Raw genomic sequence first — 18,187 nt, forward strand, 5'->3', positions numbered from 1 at the left:
GCGCTAAACGATATGATGGCATTTTTGAAGTCATCATAAATATTCATACACACATATTTTTATTTTAATCATAGATAGTTAACCATGTTTCATGGTCATTCATGATTGGTCGTAATAAAAATATGTGTGTGGTGTTCATTATGATGATTCATCATTTGGTTTCGTTTGCACGTTTCCATTTTGCCTTCGGTCCCTTGCCGACTTGAACGATAAAACCGTCTTTCGCCATTTCTGCGCGGACTGCATTGAACGTCGCCTCAGAAGCGATGTTCCTGTTGTCGCCTGATTGCCATATTTGTGACCAGGGTTTTGGCTCGTTGCCGAGTTCCTTCATGATGTGCGCGCGAGCTGCTTCACTTTGCATAGACGGGCGGCCCGGGTCGCGTTTTTGCGGGGCGCAGATTTCTATGTAGTCCGCATCAATTTCGCCAACTGCCATCAGCTTTGGAACGTCTTCTCGCCCGCCGCCGTAGCGTTCGAAGGCGATTGTGGGTCCCAGAGCACTTGCGCTTGCTTTGCCGTGGCCGAGGGCAAGACGGTCAGGGTCAGCCGGATCAACACCAAGGAATATCGCCGATCGAACGGTTGCAACGAAGCCTATGGATCCGACAATACGAAACAAGGGATTGTCGTTTGTCTGCTTGTTTAAGTGCCCGAGACCAAGGATACAGGCACCGGTGGCCTCCGCTACTTCGTTCAATCGGCCCAGAAATTCGCCGACTTCGTTTTGGCGATGCATGTCCCTGCCGCCACCCATAAAAAACGACAGAGTATCGATGACGATGAGCGCTGGCTTCTTTTCAAACACATACTCAATCAATGTTTCTAGCCGCTCCGGCGTCAAGGCTCGAGGGCTGTGCATAATGTCGAGATAGTTAATGTCGAAGCTGGTTTTCTCCAATCTCTTAAGTGTGACGCGAGAAAAGCTGTCCTCCGCGGATAACAACAACACGCGACCGCGCTTGCACCGTTCTCCAGAAAGTGGCCAAAGTTCTCCCGTGGTTACGATTGCGACAAGCAAGGCGATTAGCATCGATTTTCCTCGACCAGGATCACCCGCCAGTATCGTTACGCCGAATTTCGGGAGGTAAGGATACCAGAGCCACTCCACGGGAAGTGATTGCCGATGCGCAGGAGGGCCAAACATCTCGTCCGGGGGCTCTGAGTAACGCCCGCTGCTCCTAAGGAGACTATCTATTTCTGCGTCGGAGAGTGGTTCGTCGCAAGCGTCCTTGTTCAACGCATGGATTGCGGAAGAGATAGCGTCGTCTTGGTCCACGTAGTGTCGGAGCATTCGCGCGACTCTGAACAGGGTATCATTTCGCTTTCCCTCTGGAATCTTTGGACCACCCGCAGCCCCGTGCGTTATCTTTTTTCGCTGTTCTTTTTCGGTATCGCCCCGTCGAGCAGATGGTCGGAGCGCCTCAATCGGCGATACATCGCGAGACGCTAAAGTCCCTGGTGGACAATCCCAAGCGTACCTGTGCCCAGAGACGTGGCGGCTTGGAGGTACCACCGTCATTCGCGTTTTGCCGGTCAATACGTCCAACTGGTCAAGTTTAAAGGAGCCGTTCTGGAGTGATTTGTTAAAATAGTGGTGTGATCCGCGGGATGTCTTGACTTTGGCGGTCGGCGGTAGCCCAAGTGCTTCGAAAACCTGTTCACCTGACTTGCCATCTATATCAACAACGGTCTGCGCCCAAAGGGTTACGGCGATGTTGGCGTTCGGGTATTTTTTGATGGCTCGCTCGACCAACTTGCCGTCACGTGTAGCGCTCTTGGTCCCCTCCGGAAAAAACTCGGAAATGGGATGTTTTCCTGGACTATTGCATTGCGAGTTCCCGCATGTGCAGCGGCGCCGGCGCCTCGTGCCATGAAGCAGAACGACCCGAAAGCCGGCGTTTATATAAGCTACTGCAGCCGTGCAGAGGTCCTTTGAACACATAGCCTTGGTAATTCGAAGCTCACGTTGGCGCATGCTCAGAGTCTCCTATGATTTGACAAAAAAGCCGGAATCGAAACAGTTGCAGGAAATGAAGGCGAGCTAAGCGCGTAGCTATAGGTTCGGCGGCTTGCGCTAACCACTCATCTGGGCGTGCGCAGTCGTTCATGCGAGTTCGCATGTTGTTTCTCCTTAAATTTACCGATGATTTTGCCGGATTTCAGTCCAACATCAGTGTCGTCACGTCGTCAGAACGATATTTGTCGACGATCAACCACTCAACTCGCTCGCGTTGGGAAATGCCATCTAGTGCCACCAAAAGATGCGTGTTGATTAGGCGAGTTAGGTTATTGCGGCGTTCCTTTGAAGACGTCGGGTCGTTCGAGCGGGTTTTCTTCGTAGTACTCACGAAATTGCTCACGATAGCGCGAAATTATCTCCGCCATTAGCTCAGTAAGTGTAGTTGTTGGCACCGACGGATATAGTGAATGTATATCGCCCAGAACCATACAAACGGCATACGCGTTGTCTGCGGGATCGAGCTCCACGATATTCGTCTTATCATCAGTGAAGTAATTCCTGATGGCGTCCGTTAGGATCTCTGCGAGCGGCTCTACGTCGTCATACATGATTTCGCCTTCCGCGATTGTTGATTGCCCGTACCAATGCTGCGCACTTGGGCGCGCTCGTTGATCCAGGCCATAACTTCGCTGAACATCCAGGCCACGCGTGCAGGGCTTAACCTAACCCGGCTCGGGAACTGCCTGGCTTCTTCAAGGCGGCGCAGATGCTCCTTGCTGTAGGTGATCCCAAGTTCATGGAGATCGTCGAATGAGATCAACACAGAATGAATACTTGACGCCTGTAGTGTCGTCTTTTCGACGGGCGACGCGCGATTGGTTTGAGATGAGTCACTGCTAAGATACATCGATCACTTTCCTTCTTTGCGACAGCGACATTGCTGCTATAGGAAGCATCGCAAAAAAGGAAAAATAATTAAAAACAATGCAGTGGAAGAGTCTTAAGAAATTATTTGGAGACTTTTCCACACTGTTTCTGCCGAAACTTGTCGATTTCCGTCCTGATGTTCGAGTTCTGGTTATCTACGAACTCCCTCACCAGGCTGGTGAATCCATCCCGATCAAGTTCACGACCAAAGATCGGGCCTGCCAGCAGACGAACGACGCTCAAAAACCAAGAGTTGGCATCATCTGCAAGTCTAGACGGCAAAATGGGACACCCCATGGCCTCGAGCAGCGCATCTGTAAGGTGCACGTGGTAGTATTTCAAATCGTTGTCGTAGGCTTTGCCTGATTTTGATGTCGCTTTGATCAACTCGATCTGTTCCGCGGCTGTCTCCAAAAAGGCATCGATCGCTTCCTTCAATTCGTCCCGATGTTGAGGGCGAAAAGCCATCTCATCTTGAACGAACTCGAGCTGAACGTCGCGATCGTCTAGCGCCTCGCATGCTTTCCTGAGAGGAGTTAACAGGCCTCGTTTTAAGTCGCTCACACGATCGCTTGCTCGCTTTTTAATGAGGCGCATGCGCTTCCAGCCTATACGCACGACAAAAAGGTCGAGGGCATTGATGAGATCTTCGTCTGTGGGGGTAGCCAGTTCCGCCAACGTTCTGAGCTGATTAACATCTCTTTTCGAGAAAGCATGCCCGTCATGGAGAACTTCATCCGCGTGGATAATTTTCTCGAGAAAAAACGTCAGGTCACCTCCCTGAACGTCGGCTATGGTGCTCTCTATTTCGTCCTCCCACTCGAAGCGCGGTTCTTTATCTTCAGGTTCTCCGCTGCCCATTGCTCCAATGCCTCGCGTTTCTCATCTGCATATGAGTAACGGTTATACACTGCGGCGACGCCGGAGATGATCCCTGATTTGTGGTTCAGCACTTTTTCTATGACATGCGGAGACACGCCGAGCCGCGCCATGCCTGACACAGCGGTGCGACGCAAGTCGTGAAACCACCAGTCGTTCGAACCAATTGCTTGGTCGAAACGGTCCTTTGCGCGGCCAAAGCCTGAAACAGGTGTTGTTCCAGTGGTAGTGAACACAAGGTCGGAACCGGCAAAGCGCGGCATGCCGCTCAGGATGTCGATGACTGCAGGAGACAATGGAACATCATGCGCAATACCGTTCTTCGCACGCTCGGCGGGGATCGTCCATGTCGCCGTTGCAAAATCGACCTGTGACCAGCGCATCTCGGAAACCTCGCCACGGCGTTGTCCGGTTAGGACCAAAATCTGCGTCAACGTACCGAAAGGATACCCTTCGTCTTCAGCAGTCGACCAAAGCGCACTCAGCTCTGCGTCGGTTAGAATGCGATCCCGTGCCTTCGGTTTAGTAGGAGGATTGAGACCAGCGATCGGGTTGGCTTTGATTATCCCGCGATCCAGGCACCAGTTCAAAAGTTTCTTCAGTGCGGCCAGTGCGTGATTGGCCCTGCCCGGCGTTCCGTTCGCGACGATCTCATCCAAGATGCGAACAACTTCACTGCGTTCGATATCTTCCAGCGATTTGTCGAACAGCCGGACCCATTTCTGATTGAGCAGACGTTCCTGTTCCTTCCAGCCGCGATTGCGTGGCTTTGCCCAAAGCTCAATAAATTGTGGGACGACCTCACCCAGAGTGGTGGGTTTGTTAGCAGGAGCGACGCCGAGCTGTATGTCGCGTAGCAACTCTCTCGCACGGTCGCGCGCTTCTGAGAGCGCCAGCGCAGGGTAAGTTCCGATCTTGATCCGCTTGATGCACCCGTTGACACGCGGTGAACAAAACCAGGTCTTGCCGCCAGAGGTCGACACACGAATGCCAAACCCCGGCAAGGTCTGATCGTAGACCTCAAGACGTTTTGGGCCGGGGGCAGTCACGGTGTCGACGTAGCGTGATGTGAGTTTCTTTTTCATACAAGATATATAATCCGACAGTCGCCCAATCTCATGGGTGGTAACCGAAATTATCGCAGAAAATCATAAGTTTGTCTGCGTCACAGATGTGGCAGAATGTGTGAGTATGTGGCGGTTTGTTGGAGCGGTCAGACTTCGGGTGCCTTTGGTGACATCCGCTCACTTATGCGACTAGGCCACCGTGATTCTCAAAGTATGGAAACTCCTTCAGACGCCAATGGAGAAGTCGACAGGCTCTCCTCATTGGACTTTCTGGGTTTCCAGATCAGCCCTAAAAACTCCGAAAGCGGACATTCAAGGCAGCGGAACCGAACGCCTGCTCTGCGGACTAAGCAACACTCGGCCTTGCGGAAACGAAGGTCTGCTCCGATCTGAGGCGTTAACGGACGATCGCAACACATCGGCAAACGTCACTGCCGGTGTTTCGTGGCGCACGGTATTTCACGGGCGAACGTTAAGCGGCTTTCTCATCAAGACGAATGGTCCCTCCGGGTATGATTGCAATTCCACAATTTCATAGCCAAGAGCCGTGTAAAACTCCCGCGCTGTTAGTGAGGAATGAAGCATCATCTCCGGGATTGCTTTCTGTCGCGCTTCTTCTTCAATTCTTGCAGTCAGCACTTTACCTAGCCCTTGCCCCTGAAACGCCGGGTCCACGAACAATGATCGCAGAAAGTCACCTTTCAGCCCCACCGTTCCAACAAGATTGGCGCCCGCGAAACACAAAAAAATAGCCTCATTTTCGATTCTTTCGGTGAGCGGCTCCGGTTCAAAAATCGCGCACAGCATATCAATTGATTTTTCATCATAGTCCTTGGCATTTGAAACGCGGATTGTGCGCTGGATCAGCGCGCTGAGCGGAACCACATCGGCAACGGTAGCCTTTCGGAATTTGAGCGACTTCATCGCGCCAACCCTATTCCGGGACATGCGACATCAACAAGCTATCAATGATGGCGAAATGGCAGGCGTCTTCGGATAGCTCTTTGTCTTTTACAAAGAGGGCGGATTCATAATCTTCATGGCGTGTCCTGCCGGCTATCGGATCAGATGACGCCATCGCGATTGCAGACGTTTGCGCGCGGCGCAACATTTGTCACATTGGGCTCAAGGCGGTCATTCGCTACGGGATGCATGAACTTCCGCTTTCGGGAATGGGTGGCGTATGGGTGACAAACACCTGTGTGGTTAAGTGTGGGGGCATGTGGTCAGATGTGGCGGTATGCTCGCCTGAAACTCAACGTGACCAATAAGTTGATGTGGTCGGATGTGGCGGTTTATGGTCTCTCGTGGCGATACTGAGACTCAATCATAATCCGCGTGTCGGGGGTTCAAGTCCCTCCTCCGCTACCAAAATCCTCTAAATAATCAGCCGATTGCGATCAGCATCCAAAATCCTCCCTGCGGGTTTAAGGCACGCTACCAGCTTTGAGACAGATTTGCTTTAGCTTTGCGAGACCAAATATGTATTTCTAACGGTCTTGGCTCGTCCGATTTACCAGCAAGATTAGATGCTGAGATCGTCAAGTTTCTTTATAAGCTCTTCTCGAGAGGTATCGCCGTGAGTTAAATACCGCTCGGCGAGGGCAGCACAAACTATCTCCTCCATGCTCCTTCGCAATTCTTGCAATTTGTCCGCATCAGCAAATTTATTTTTGGGGTGTGGGTTGCCTAGGGCACTTTCGAGAAAATCAGTCTCCTGCCTACCACCATGCACGAAGTCGCTTCGCGTGCTGTATGCACTCTCCACGGCATCATGAATTTTCTTCCGTTGAATACGATCTGATGGGTGCAAGAGATGAGCTAAACGATTACACAACCTGTATTTTTCCCCTTTTTCTTTATTGAGAAAAGCCTCCAAGGCGATCATTAAATCTAAAATACCGTCATCACTCTGCAAACGATTGATCGACCTCATCAGTCGGAGGGTAGCCAAATAAGCTTCCGGGTGCTGCCGCTCAAAAACGAAGTTAAAAATCTTCTTGAGGTTGTAGATATCACTGGTTGTACATTCAAAAGTCAGATCAGTACTAATCAGACGCCGGGGCCTCATTCTTTGCGATGAGAATGTGCAGGTATATCCTCGTTGTTTAGGCTGCTTGACAACTTTAAAAGCTGGAATGCTGCGAATGGAAGCCTTCGACACTATGGTCAACGCAGCGAAGGCAGACCGTAACCCGTGTTCAAACTTTGCTTGATCCTTGTAGGATTTTCCGAAGTCCGGCCAACTAGACTGTTGTTCAATATAATATCTGGTCGTTTGCCAATTGCATTGAAAATCGAAACTACTGGCGTTCTCGTAGCTAGACCCATTGTATGCATTGATTAGCTGACGCGATTTCCCGTCATTCACAGCCATATGAGCATTTACCTTAGCGTCCGCCCAACATCTGTCACCCTTAACCTTCTGACCAATTTTGCTCTCAATACGATCTTCTCTGACGATGGAGATTTCGTCAGAAAGTTGGATAATGGGCTCCTCTGCTTAAAAGAGCTCCAGACGGGAATCAGATACATAAGGCCCTCGCCATGAGCCTCTTTAACTTCGGGGATAGCTAAATCGGGTGTCCACATTCCGCCGACATGTGCAAACACCGTTTACACGTCAATCCGCATAAGGATGACTACTTGCATGCAGTCATTTCAAGAACTTCCATGATCGCCAAGTGTTCCCGGCGATCCGTTTTTAGCGATCTTAGCAGCCCAGTGGGCTTTCTTGCGCTTGAAGCGTTCACACTCTCTGTAGTCGCCGCCAAGTGGCTGTAGTCGTGCAGGTGTCGGCATGTGCATGGCCCTTGGTGTCAGTACAGAACATAGCATTCGCGACCGAGCAATTTTTTTTAGCACTGCCCGCCATACCACTCGCAGAACGCGCCAGTTAATAGTCTGCGCCATATGTGCAGCGGGTATTTCTGTGCCGCTTCCGGTATTGCGTCACCAGGACCGGTGCAGCAGGTCGAATGTTTCAGCGATCATCGGGCTATCTTTGCGCCGTTCTAACGCCACGAAACACAGGCACGCAGGAACTGACACGGAATTGCAGACGGCAAGCCCGAAGGATTGTTTTTGGTGGAGCGCGATGGAATCGCGACAGAGGCTCAGGCCAATGCCGGATCTCACCATCTCGAGCATCGAAGCCTCTTGATCGACTAAAGCAACCACGTTCGGGCGGCTGTCCTGATCTTCGAAGATCCTGGCCAGAAGGCGATGGTGGACAGAGGCTTCGGGAGTGCCAATCCAAGGCAGGGATGCAAGCGAAGTCCAGTCGGACTCTTCCACCTGCTTCTGCCAACCATCCGGCCCGATCACGCGATAGGTGAAATCGGCGAGTTTTATGGCGTGTATCTTGTCTCCGCCGTCCGACCCGATGCCGGAGAGATCATCGGGGCCACACAGATAGAATCCGGCATCGATCCGACCCCGTTTGAGCCATGTCAGGATGTCTCCGCTGACCCCGTGTATCAGTTCGGTTTCGATACCAGGATGCTCTGCGCGCAGATGCGCCAAAAGACGACCTAATCGAATGAACTCTGGATCGACAATCGTGCCGATTGTCAGCTTTCCACTCACACGTCCCACACGCTGCCGAGCGCTGCGTTGGAAATCACTCATTGCATCAAGAACTTGTTGTGCCTTCGCTAATACCGCAACTCCGTCCTGGGTGATTTGCAAACCCGTTGCCGTTCGGTTGAACAGCCTGAGCCCCGTCTCTTCGCCCAACCGCTTGATCTGATGGCTGATGGCCGGCTGGGTCAGGTTCAACACCTCAGCCGCGCGTGAAACGCTGCCTTCGCGCGCCACCGTCACAAAAGCCAAAATGGTGTTAATATTTGAAAATCGGTCCATATAAAATTTTCTAATATGGCATTGTGCGATTTGTCATTAGCTTTTTGCCCACGCGTCCTTCAGAGATCAGTGTGACCGGAGGCAGCGGGAACAAAGACAGTTCATCGCTTCAACCCCCGGCGCATCTGGCAACGAAACAATAGGTGGAACACGAACATGTCTGACGGCGCAAACAGGTTCGACTATATCGTGATTGGTGGCGGATCAGCCGGGTGCCTGATGGCCAACAGGCTGAGCGCTGATCCCAAGAACCGGGTGCTGCTGCTTGAAGCGGGCAAACCTGACACCTATCCCTGGATACACATCCCGGTTGGCTATCTCTATTGCATCGGCAACCCGCGTGCCGACTGGATGTACCAAACCCAGCCAGCTAAGGGCCTGAACGGGCGCAGCCTTTTATACCCGCGCGGTAAGACGCTCGGCGGATGCTCATCAATCAATGGGATGATCTATATGCGGGGTCAGGCCCGCGACTATGACAATTGGGCCAAGCTTACCGGCGAAGAGGCCTGGAGCTGGGAAAACTCGCTGGCAGACTTTAAGGCTCATGAAAACCATTACAGGCTGGATGATGGTGCCGACCCGCGCACCGGTGACAATAGCCGGTTTTCCGATCTGCACGGCCATGGCGGTGAATGGCGGGTCGAAAAACAGCGTCTGCGCTGGGATGTTCTGGACAGTTTTGCTGATGCCGCGGTTGAAAACGGCATTCCCAAGACAGAAGACTTCAACTCTGGCGACAATGCCGGGGTTGGCTATTTCGACGTCAACCAGCGCTCGGGCTGGCGTTGGAACACGTCCAAGGCCTTTCTGCGCCCCGCCAAATCGCGTCCGAACCTGACGATCTGGACCGAAGCACAGGTCGAGAGGTTGACCTTCGACAAAGGCGACGGCGCTGCGTTGCGTTGCACCGGCGCGGTTGTCCACCGCAAGGGGCAGCATGTTTCGGTCCAGGCCGCAAAGGAATTGGTCCTGTCAGCAGGTGCCGTGAACTCTCCGCAAATCCTGCAACTATCGGGGATAGGTCCGGCGGCGCTTCTGAAAGAGCATGGAATAGATGTGGTGATGGATGCGCCCTATGTGGGCGAAAACCTTCAGGATCACTTGCAAATTCGTGCAGTCTACAAGGTTAGGGACACCAAGACGCTGAACACACTGGCCAATTCGATGGTGGGCAAGGCTAAAATCGGATTGGAATATGTGCTGAAACGTTCGGGTCCGATGAGCATGTCGCCCAGCCAGTTGGGTGCTTTTACCAGATCGGATCCAGAACGCCCGCACGCCAATCTCGAATACCACGTCCAGCCGTTGAGCCTTGAGGCGTTTGGCGAAGACCTGCATAACTTCCCTGCCATTACGGTCAGTGTCTGCAACCTGAATCCGACCAGCCGCGGGCATGTCCGCATCGCGTCTTCTGATTTCCGTCAAGCGCCCGATATTACACCCAACTACCTGGACACAGACGAAGATCGGAAAGTGGCCGCCCAAAGCCTTCGGCAGGTGCGCGAGATTATGGCTCAGCCCGCAATGGAGGCTTACGAGCCTGAAGAATTCAAACCGGGCGTCGAATATCAAACCGACGAAGAATTGGCCCGGTTGGCAGGCGACATCGCCAGTACGATCTTTCACCCGGTTGGTACGATCAAGATGGGCCGCGAGGACGATGAAACCGCTGTTCTCGGCCCGCATCTGCGCATGAAGGGTGTCGCTGGCCTGCGCGTTGTTGATGCCTCGGTCATGCCCGAAATCACCAGCGGCAATACCAATTCACCCACAATCATGATCGCAGAAAAGGCCGCGGGCTGGATGCTGGCGGGCCAATAAAACCTGTCAGCACGCAGACATAAGAGTTTCTGGGAGGAACCATGCGCAAGTCATTTTCCAATCTTCCGCTGACCGGTGTGAAGGTCGTTGATTTCGGCCAGTACATTGCGGGTCCCGCTGTCGCGATGTCGCTGGGCGATCTGGGCGCAACCGTGGTTCACATCGACCCCCCTGACGGCCCGATGTGGGACAGCCCGGCAAACGCTGCGCTGAACCGAAACAAGGTGATCGTAAACCTTGATCTAAAAACCCCGGATGGGCTGGAGCGAGCCAAGACACTCTGCGCCGAGGCCGACATCATCGTCGAGAACTTCCGCCCCGGTAAGCTGACCGCGCTTGGAATAGACTTTGCCGCAATGCGCGAAGAAAGGCCCGAGCTGATTACCATCTCGGTCCCCGGTTTTGCCTCGAACGACGAAGAACGGCGCGAGTTGCGCGCCTATGAAAGTATCGTCGCAGCAAGTTCGGGCGTGTTCACCGACATGGGGCTGAACCGGGTGCTGATGGGGCTGAACCCGTCTTTTTCACCACTACCGTTGGCCTCGGCCTATGCCTCGCAGATCGCTGCTTCGGCTACGGTGCTGGCTTTGCAGTCCCGGCAAGTGACTGGCCTTGGCGACCAGATCGAAGTTCCGCTGGCCGCCGCCGTGATGGAGGGGCTCTGCTACAACTCGATCAAGGTTGATAACATGCCCGAGCGTTATCTGACCCAGCGCGAGGTTGAGATTGAACGCCGGCGCATCGAAGGCCTGCCAATGAACGTTGCGTATGACGATCTGCAGGAACTGTTGGACCCATTCTTCCGCAGTTACATGTGCAAAGACGGACGCATGTTCTACGTGGTTTGTCCAAGCCACAAGAACCACGCCCGTCGGTGCTTGGAAGTGCTGGGCATTTACGATGAACTGGTCGCCGACGGGCTGACATCGGAAGAAGACACCTACAAGCCTTGGTCGGAATGGAAACATGATACCTCGCTCGGAGTTTATCCGATGCCGAAATTCTGGGCCGACAAGATCGCCGCGCGGATGAAAGAGGTCTTCATGACCCGCACATCGCATGAATGGAAAAAGATGTTCGGTCGGGGCCTAATTCCCGGCGCACCGCAGCGCTGGCTGCAGGAATGGGTCCACGACGAGTATGCCGAAACATCCGGGCTGATGATCGATGTCTGGGACCCGGTTTACGGCGACATGACGCAACCCGGCCCGGTGGTCTGGATGGAAGAGAGCGGCGAAGAAGCCCTGCAGCCCGAACCGCGCCGGTGGGTCGCGTTTGACGAAGCGCTGGGGCTCCTCAAAGCGCATCGAACCGAGGTACCAACGCCGTCCGACAAAACCACAAGGGAAGGCTGGCTGTCCGGCGTGCGGGTTCTGGACCTGTGCAATGTGATCGCGGGCCCGCATTCGGCCAGCTATCTGGCACGTTTCGGGGCCGAGGTGATCAAGCTCGATCCGTCCGTGCCGATGTATGACAGTTGGAACACCGTCATCTATGGCATGTCGCAGATGCGCGGCAAACGCTCCGTTCTGGCAGACATCACCTCGCATCACGGACGCCGGGTCTTTGAGGACCTTGTGAAATCCGTCGATGTCATTGTTTGGAACGCACCAGACAATCAGATCAAGAAAATGGGTCTTGATGCCGACAGCCTGCGCAAGCTCAACCCCGGCGCGTTGTTCTGCAAGCTTGACTGTTTCAGCGGTGTGCGTCGGGGCACGCGGACCGATTACATCGGCTACGATGACCTGGTTCAGGCGACAACCGGCATCATGCTGCGCTTTGGTGGTGCCATGGACCGACCAGAGGAACACGCCCATGTGGGTACGATCGACGTCATGTGCGGATTTGGCGGCGCACTTGGCGTGGCAGCGGCGCTTTATCAAAAATACCGGTTCGGTCGGATCGGGCGCGGTCGTACCTCGCTCAGTTCCAATAGCGGCCTTTTGCAAATCCCCTTTGCTTTTGATTACAAGGGCCGCGGGCTGTTTAGTGAGCCGACAGGCCCCGAGGCAAACGGCTATGATGCACTGACCCGGTTTTATAGCACTGCATCGGGTCGCTATATCCTGCTCAGTGCCTATGAATCTGATCTGCCACTGTTCCGAGAGGTTGAAGGCTTGGAGGATCTGCCTGATCAGCCAGAAGAAGATCGCGCCGCCTACCTTGCGACTGCATTCCAAGCCCTGCCTGCGTCGGATTGGGTGGAAAAGCTGAACGCAGCCGATATCGGTGCGGCAATTTGCGAAAACCTGGACGCATTGCGCGCGCGGAATTCACGCGAAGCGGATGGCACACCGGGCACTGAAAATGGCAGCTACTCATTCTCGATTTACACCGATCACCCCAGCGGGCACGAGGTGACACAGCTTGATCCCTATGCGGTGCGCCCTGCCCGCGCAATGGTGTTTGCGGTCGAACCATCCGAGAAGTTCGGAACATCCACCCGCGCAATCCTAAGAGAGCTCGGCTATGCGGATGAGGCCATCGAAGTGATGATCAAATCTGGCGATGTTGCCCTGTCCTGGAGTGCGGAATACCTACCGAGCTAAAGGCCCGCCCCTGTCACTTTGCAAAGGTGGCAGGGACATACCTGCTTTTGACCGCTAACGCGCGGGTGGCTGATTTCAGAAAGTTGGTCGGAAACGCTTGAGTCTTCGCAATCCCCGCGCCGCGTATTGGGCCGTTTGCGAACGTAGAGTTACTGTCGTGCTAAAGCCATTGGCTGCGAAAAGCTTCACGCGTCCTGCCTATAATGTGCCAGAAACATCGCGACACAATCATCCAGTACGTCTTTGATGGCCGAGCTTCGGTTCATCATTTGCAGCACGGACTACGCATGAGTGTTCCGCTCAAAGGTGTCGTGCCTTTACCTCTGCCACGCAGCACACCTTTGATGGCTTTTGCCACGCATCCATAGAATTCGGGACCACGAAAAATGGGCCAATCGCTGCGCGCCCAATGTCAGCGTTTTTGACGAAAAACCGAATGCGCTGGCATGCGGAAAACTGTTGTCGGTGATAATTTTTTCAAAATAAGCTATCCTTTAGTCGCAATGTTAAGCGTTGGGAGGGGTGAGTGCGTCTGGGGAAGAAAATTTTAGGTAACAGCCGGGATGCACGCCACGTTCTATCGTTTTGCCTGCTACTCCTCCTTACTGGCTGCTTCGACAAGGCGGCGGATGAAACAAAAACCACCGCGCCCAAAGTTGTCGTCGCGCAAGCAACGACAGAAGTGGTACCACTTTATCTTGAGCTGACCGGGCGTACAGTATCCCCCAACACAGTTTCCATTCGGTCGCGCGTCGATGGTCACGTCGAATCCCGCTCCTTCAAAGAGGGTACAGATATCGCCAAAGGCGACACCCTGTTCGTAATCGACCAACGTCCCTACGCAACCGAACTCCGCCGCCTCAAAGGTGAGCGAGACAAAAATCAGGCCGGTTTGGAGTTCGCAAACAGGGAGAAAGAGCGTTTTACCGCTTTGGCGGATGACGGGGCGGTCGCGCAAGAGAAATTGGACAAATCAACCACCGAGGCCGCCCAAGCAAAAGGTGATCTCGACAGCAGCCAGGGTGCTGTGGACTCAGCACAAGTCAACCTTGACTATGCCACGGTGTCTGCACCAATCGGTGGGCGGATCGGACGCGTCTATCAGGATGTTGGCAATGTCGTTTCGGCAAATGACACCATCCTGACCGAACTGGTCCAAATGGATCCGTTGTTCGTCTATGTAAGCCCCAGCGAAACGCAATTTCTGGAGCTGGAAAAATACAGATCGAAAAATCCTGATCTGAAGGTGGCGATAACATTGGTCGACGGCAGCGCGCATCCACATGCAGGTACGCTTGATTTTTCTGACCCAGGGATCAATCCAACAACGGGCACCATTGCTGTACGTGCCGTGTTTCCCAATCCCGAAAAAACCCTGCGCCCCGGTCAATATGCCAAAGTGAACATCCAGCTTACCGAACAAGCGGACCAGATAACCGTCCCTTCTGAGGCCGTCGCACAGGATCAAGCAGGTTCTTTTGTTTTTGTTGTCGACAACAACGACAAGGCAACAATGCGCCGGGTGACTGTTGGCCGCAACTATCAAGGTCGCCGCATCCTGACGACGGGGCTTAAGGACGGCGAAAAGGTAGTTGTGCAAGGTCAGCAACGGGTGCGATCTGGTATGACCGTGGATGTCCAAAAACCATCCGGCGGTTCGAACACTGACAAGGCTGATGGCTGAATGCTGAGCCGGTTTTTCATCTTCAGACCCGTCTTTGCTTCGGTTATCGCGTTGGTCATCGTAATCGCCGGGTTGATTTCAATCCCGCTGCTTCCTGTTGGCGAATTCCCAGAAGTCGTGCCGCCGACAGTTGTCGTCAGTGCCACCTATACCGGCGGCAGCGCCGAGGTTGTCGAAGAAGCAGTGACCATTCCCCTGGAAGAGCAAATCAACGGTGTTCAGGGCATGGTTTACATGTCGTCCACCAGCTCCAATGACGGCACGTCAAACATAACCGTTACTTTTGAGGAAGGTTACGATCTGAGTATCGCAGCCGTAGATACGCAAAACAGGGTTTCCACGGCGATGGCGCAACTTCCGGATGAAGTTGTCGCATCTGGCGTGACAGTCACTAAGGAGTCGGTTGACCTGACCATGGGGGTCAATCTGATTTCGCCAAACGGCCAGTTTGATGAGCTTTTCATCTCAAATTACGCGGACATTCACATAACCGACCGCCTGAAACGTATTCCTGGCGTCGGAACGGTGATGGTTTGGGGTGAACGGGTCTATGCCATGCGCATCTGGCTTGATCCCGAAAAAATGGCGAGCCTCGGCCTGACAGCATCCGATGTATATGACGCCATCACCGCGCAAAACCAACAAGTCGCCGCTGGGGCCTTGGGGGCGCCACCGATTGGCGACAATCAGAAATTCCAACTGACACTGACGGCAAAGGGAAGGCTGCAAAGCAAGGAAGAGTTTGAGGATATCGTTCTTGGCATCGGCGATGACAGTGCTGTCATAAGATTAAAGGACGTGGCGCGAGTGGAACTGGGCGCCGAGGATTATTCGTTCAGCTCAACTTTGGACAGCAGTCCAACGGTGGGTCTTGGGGTCATGCAACTGCCGGGGGCTAATGCCCTGCAACTGGCGTCGCAGGTTCGCGAAACCATGGCAGTGCTATCTCAGGATTTCCCGGATGGCCTTGAATACACGGTCATCTACGACACGACGAACTTTGATCGCGAAGCTATTCGGGATGTTCTTCTCACGCTCGGACAAGCAATCCTGCTAGTCGTCTTTGTCATCGTTATTTTCCTGCCCAATCTGCGGGCGGCACTTATTCCGGTGATTACCATTCCGGTCTGCCTGATTGGTACATTTGCTTTGATGCTGGCCCTTGGCTTTTCTATCAACCTTTTGACGTTGTTTGGCCTCGTTCTAGCAGTCGGATTGGTTGTCGATGACGCAATTGTCGTGGTCGAGAACGTATCGCGACACATCGAAAACGGTGAGACTGACGCCAAGGTTGCGGCCCGCCGCGCAATGGACGAGGTCACCAGCCCGATCGTGGCCACATCGCTGGTTCTGATGGCCGTATTCATACCTGTCGCCCTGATGCCGGGATTGGCTGGAAAGCTGTACCAGCAATTCGCACTGACGATTGCGTCGGCAGTTGCAATTTCTGCGATCAATGCCTTGACGCTCAGCCCTGCCCTATGTGGCCTGTTGCTTGGTGGCGCGCGGCCAAAAGCCAAGATAATCCAAAAATTTGACGCAGGCTTTGCCTGGTTCACGCAACGCTATGAGGCTGTGGTCGGTTGGTTCATCCGGGTCTGGCAACCTGTGGCGTTGGGGTTCGCTGCGCTGCTGGCAGGAACTGTATACATGTTCACCGTCGTGCCCGCGGGTTTCATTCCAAATGAAGACCAGGGCTATTTCATCATTAGCTTAGAAACGCCAGAAGGCACTGCGCTGGGCCAGACCCAAAAGGTTGTCGACGAAGCCTACGAGATTCTGCATGGCCTGCCCGGTGTAAAAGGGGTGATTACCTTCACCGGCTTCAGCATCTTGACCAACACGTCGGCACCGAATCAAGGAAACCTGTTCGCGATCCTGGAACCTTGGAACCAGAGGAAGGGTTCAGATGAAAGCGTGACCGCTTTGATAGCCAAAGCGCAGGCGCAATTCGATCAATTGCCGGGTGGCGTACTTGCCACTTTCAATCCACCACCCATCTTCGGACTTTCGCCAACCGGTGGGTTCCAATTCGAATTGCAGGACACGACGGGCGGCTCGCTTCAGGATTTGGAACAGGTGACCCGGGATATGGTCACGGCTGGCAATGCGCGACCTGAACTATCCGGCCTATACAGCCCGTTTTCCGCAAGCACACCGCAGCTGCATATCGAGTTGGACCGAACCAAGGCGCTGACCGAAGGGATATCAATCGAAGATGTGTTTGATGCGCTACAAACGTTTTTGGGTGGCGTTTATGTGAATGATTTCAACGTCTACGGCAGAGTGTACAAAGTCTATTTGCAAGCCGATGTAGATGCGCGACAGGCCGAAGAAGATATCGGCCGGCTTTATGTACGCAACGACAAAGGCAATATGGTCCCGCTCAGTGCGCTGGTGAAGCTAAAGCCCCAGATCGGCGCACGCACCATCAATCACTACAACCTGTTCCGCTCGACCAGCATCAGCGGCACTGCAGGCGACGGGCATAGTTCAAGCCAGGCGATCACAGCCATGGATGCCTTGGCGAAACAAACGCTCCCGCGAGGGTACAGCTTTGAATGGACTGGTAACGCATATCAGGAAATCAAGGCAGGGAATGTGGCCCCGATCCTTTTCGCGCTGGCAGTAATCTTCGCCTTTCTGTTTCTGGCCGCCCAGTATGAAAGCTTTGTTATGCCCCTGATGGTTTTGTTGGCGGTTCCGCTTGCGATATTCGGGGCCCTGGTTGCGCAATGGCTGCGCGGCTACGACAACAACATCTATTGCCAGATCGGGCTGGTGATGTTGATCGGTCTCGCAAGCAAGGGGGCCATCCTGATCGTCGAATTCGCCCGCCGTCGACGCCAAGAGGGTCTTTCGATCGAAGAGTCGGCCATGGAGGCCGCGCGCATCCGAATTAGGCCCTTGCTGATGACTGCGTTCGCTTTCATTCTGGGCGTTGTGCCACTGGTAATCGCTAGCGGCGCCGGATCTGCGGCCCGAAGATCTCTTGGAACCGCAGTCTTTGGCGGGATGATTGTCGCTACAGTCCTGAGCCTCGTTCTTGTACCGGTTTTGTACGTCGTCATTGAACGACTACGAGAGCGTTTAACTAAAAGCCGCACACTTTCTAGCTGAGATCACGAGATCCGGCTGTTCGGATTGCTTCGCCCAAAATACGTTTGTCCAGAAAACTCCCTCAATGGATCGAAACAATGAATGCCGTTCTTGTCGAACGAAAAGGGGACCGATTTGTCATACGCCATGTCCTGCACCTGCGTTGTTTTACTAAGAAACTGAGGGCAATCAATATGTTGGCGCTGGGAATGGTGCCCGGGGGCGGAATCGAACCACCGACACGAGGATTTTCAATCCACTGCTCTACCCCTGAGCTACCCGGGCACGGGAACGATGTTCATCGTTGGGTGGAGGCCTTCTATGACTT

General features: G+C 53.7%; 12 protein-coding genes and 1 tRNA gene. 4 read left to right on the plus strand and 9 right to left on the minus strand.

The genetic code is table 11. The features are described from left to right. Positions 1-151: 151 nt before the first annotated feature. The 8 genes from AB1A64_RS14490 to AB1A64_RS14525 form a co-directional block, all read right to left on the minus strand. Complete coding sequence (locus AB1A64_RS14490) at positions 152-1,978, minus strand: AAA family ATPase (protein ID WP_366552057.1); 1,827 nt, start codon at positions 1,976-1,978, stop codon at positions 152-154. Positions 1,979-2,289: 311 nt separating this feature from the next. Then, positions 2,290-2,571: a hypothetical protein gene (locus AB1A64_RS14495; protein WP_366552058.1), complete on the minus strand. Its 282-nt coding sequence runs from the start codon at positions 2,569-2,571 to the stop codon at positions 2,290-2,292. Next, positions 2,556-2,870 carry an AlpA family phage regulatory protein gene (locus AB1A64_RS14500; protein ID WP_366552059.1) on the minus strand — a complete coding sequence of 105 codons (315 nt, stop codon included), beginning with the start codon at positions 2,868-2,870 and terminating at the stop codon, positions 2,556-2,558. The genes AB1A64_RS14495 and AB1A64_RS14500 overlap by 16 nt, the downstream gene beginning before the upstream one ends. Positions 2,871-2,971: 101 nt before the next feature. After that, positions 2,972-3,751, minus strand: coding sequence for a hypothetical protein (locus AB1A64_RS14505; RefSeq protein WP_366552060.1), 780 nt, complete (start codon positions 3,749-3,751; stop codon positions 2,972-2,974). Further along, positions 3,694-4,854 (minus strand): tyrosine-type recombinase/integrase, encoded by a 1,161-nt coding sequence (locus tag AB1A64_RS14510; protein WP_366552061.1) that lies wholly within the window; start codon positions 4,852-4,854, stop codon positions 3,694-3,696. The genes AB1A64_RS14505 and AB1A64_RS14510 overlap by 58 nt, the downstream gene beginning before the upstream one ends. 441 nt (positions 4,855-5,295) lie before the next feature. After that, a complete protein-coding gene (locus AB1A64_RS14515) occupies positions 5,296-5,760 on the minus strand; it encodes a GNAT family N-acetyltransferase (protein WP_366552062.1) in 465 nt (154 codons plus the stop codon). Between the two features lie 601 nt (positions 5,761-6,361). Further along, a complete protein-coding gene (locus tag AB1A64_RS14520; RefSeq protein WP_366552063.1) occupies positions 6,362-7,213 on the minus strand; it encodes a hypothetical protein in 852 nt (283 codons plus the stop codon). Between the two features lie 575 nt (positions 7,214-7,788). Continuing rightward, a complete protein-coding gene (locus AB1A64_RS14525; protein ID WP_366552064.1) occupies positions 7,789-8,700 on the minus strand; it encodes a LysR family transcriptional regulator in 912 nt (303 codons plus the stop codon). 156 nt (positions 8,701-8,856) lie between these two features. Here AB1A64_RS14525 and AB1A64_RS14530 point away from each other — a divergent pair, with 156 nt between their 5' ends. The 4 genes from AB1A64_RS14530 to AB1A64_RS14545 all read left to right on the plus strand — a co-directional run bounded on the left by AB1A64_RS14530 (position 8,857) and on the right by AB1A64_RS14545 (position 17,880). Beyond that, positions 8,857-10,524, plus strand: a complete 1,668-nt coding sequence (locus AB1A64_RS14530) for a GMC family oxidoreductase N-terminal domain-containing protein (protein WP_366552065.1) — start codon at positions 8,857-8,859, stop codon at positions 10,522-10,524. A gap of 41 nt (positions 10,525-10,565) precedes the next feature. Next, positions 10,566-13,076 (plus strand): CoA transferase, encoded by a 2,511-nt coding sequence (locus AB1A64_RS14535; RefSeq protein ID WP_366552066.1) that lies wholly within the window; start codon positions 10,566-10,568, stop codon positions 13,074-13,076. A gap of 526 nt (positions 13,077-13,602) precedes the next feature. After that, positions 13,603-14,760 (plus strand): efflux RND transporter periplasmic adaptor subunit, encoded by a 1,158-nt coding sequence (locus AB1A64_RS14540; RefSeq protein ID WP_366552067.1) that lies wholly within the window; start codon positions 13,603-13,605, stop codon positions 14,758-14,760. Continuing rightward, a complete protein-coding gene (locus AB1A64_RS14545) occupies positions 14,761-17,880 on the plus strand; it encodes a multidrug efflux RND transporter permease subunit (RefSeq protein ID WP_366552068.1) in 3,120 nt (1,039 codons plus the stop codon). Between the two features lie 189 nt (positions 17,881-18,069). On the opposite strand, the gene AB1A64_RS14550 is transcribed toward AB1A64_RS14545, so the two are convergent. Beyond that, positions 18,070-18,144 (minus strand) — tRNA-Phe (locus AB1A64_RS14550). Positions 18,145-18,187: the final 43 nt, after the last annotated feature.

The organism is Ruegeria sp. ANG10, from assembly GCF_040705255.1.
Classification (GTDB): Bacteria; Pseudomonadota; Alphaproteobacteria; order Rhodobacterales; family Rhodobacteraceae; genus Ruegeria.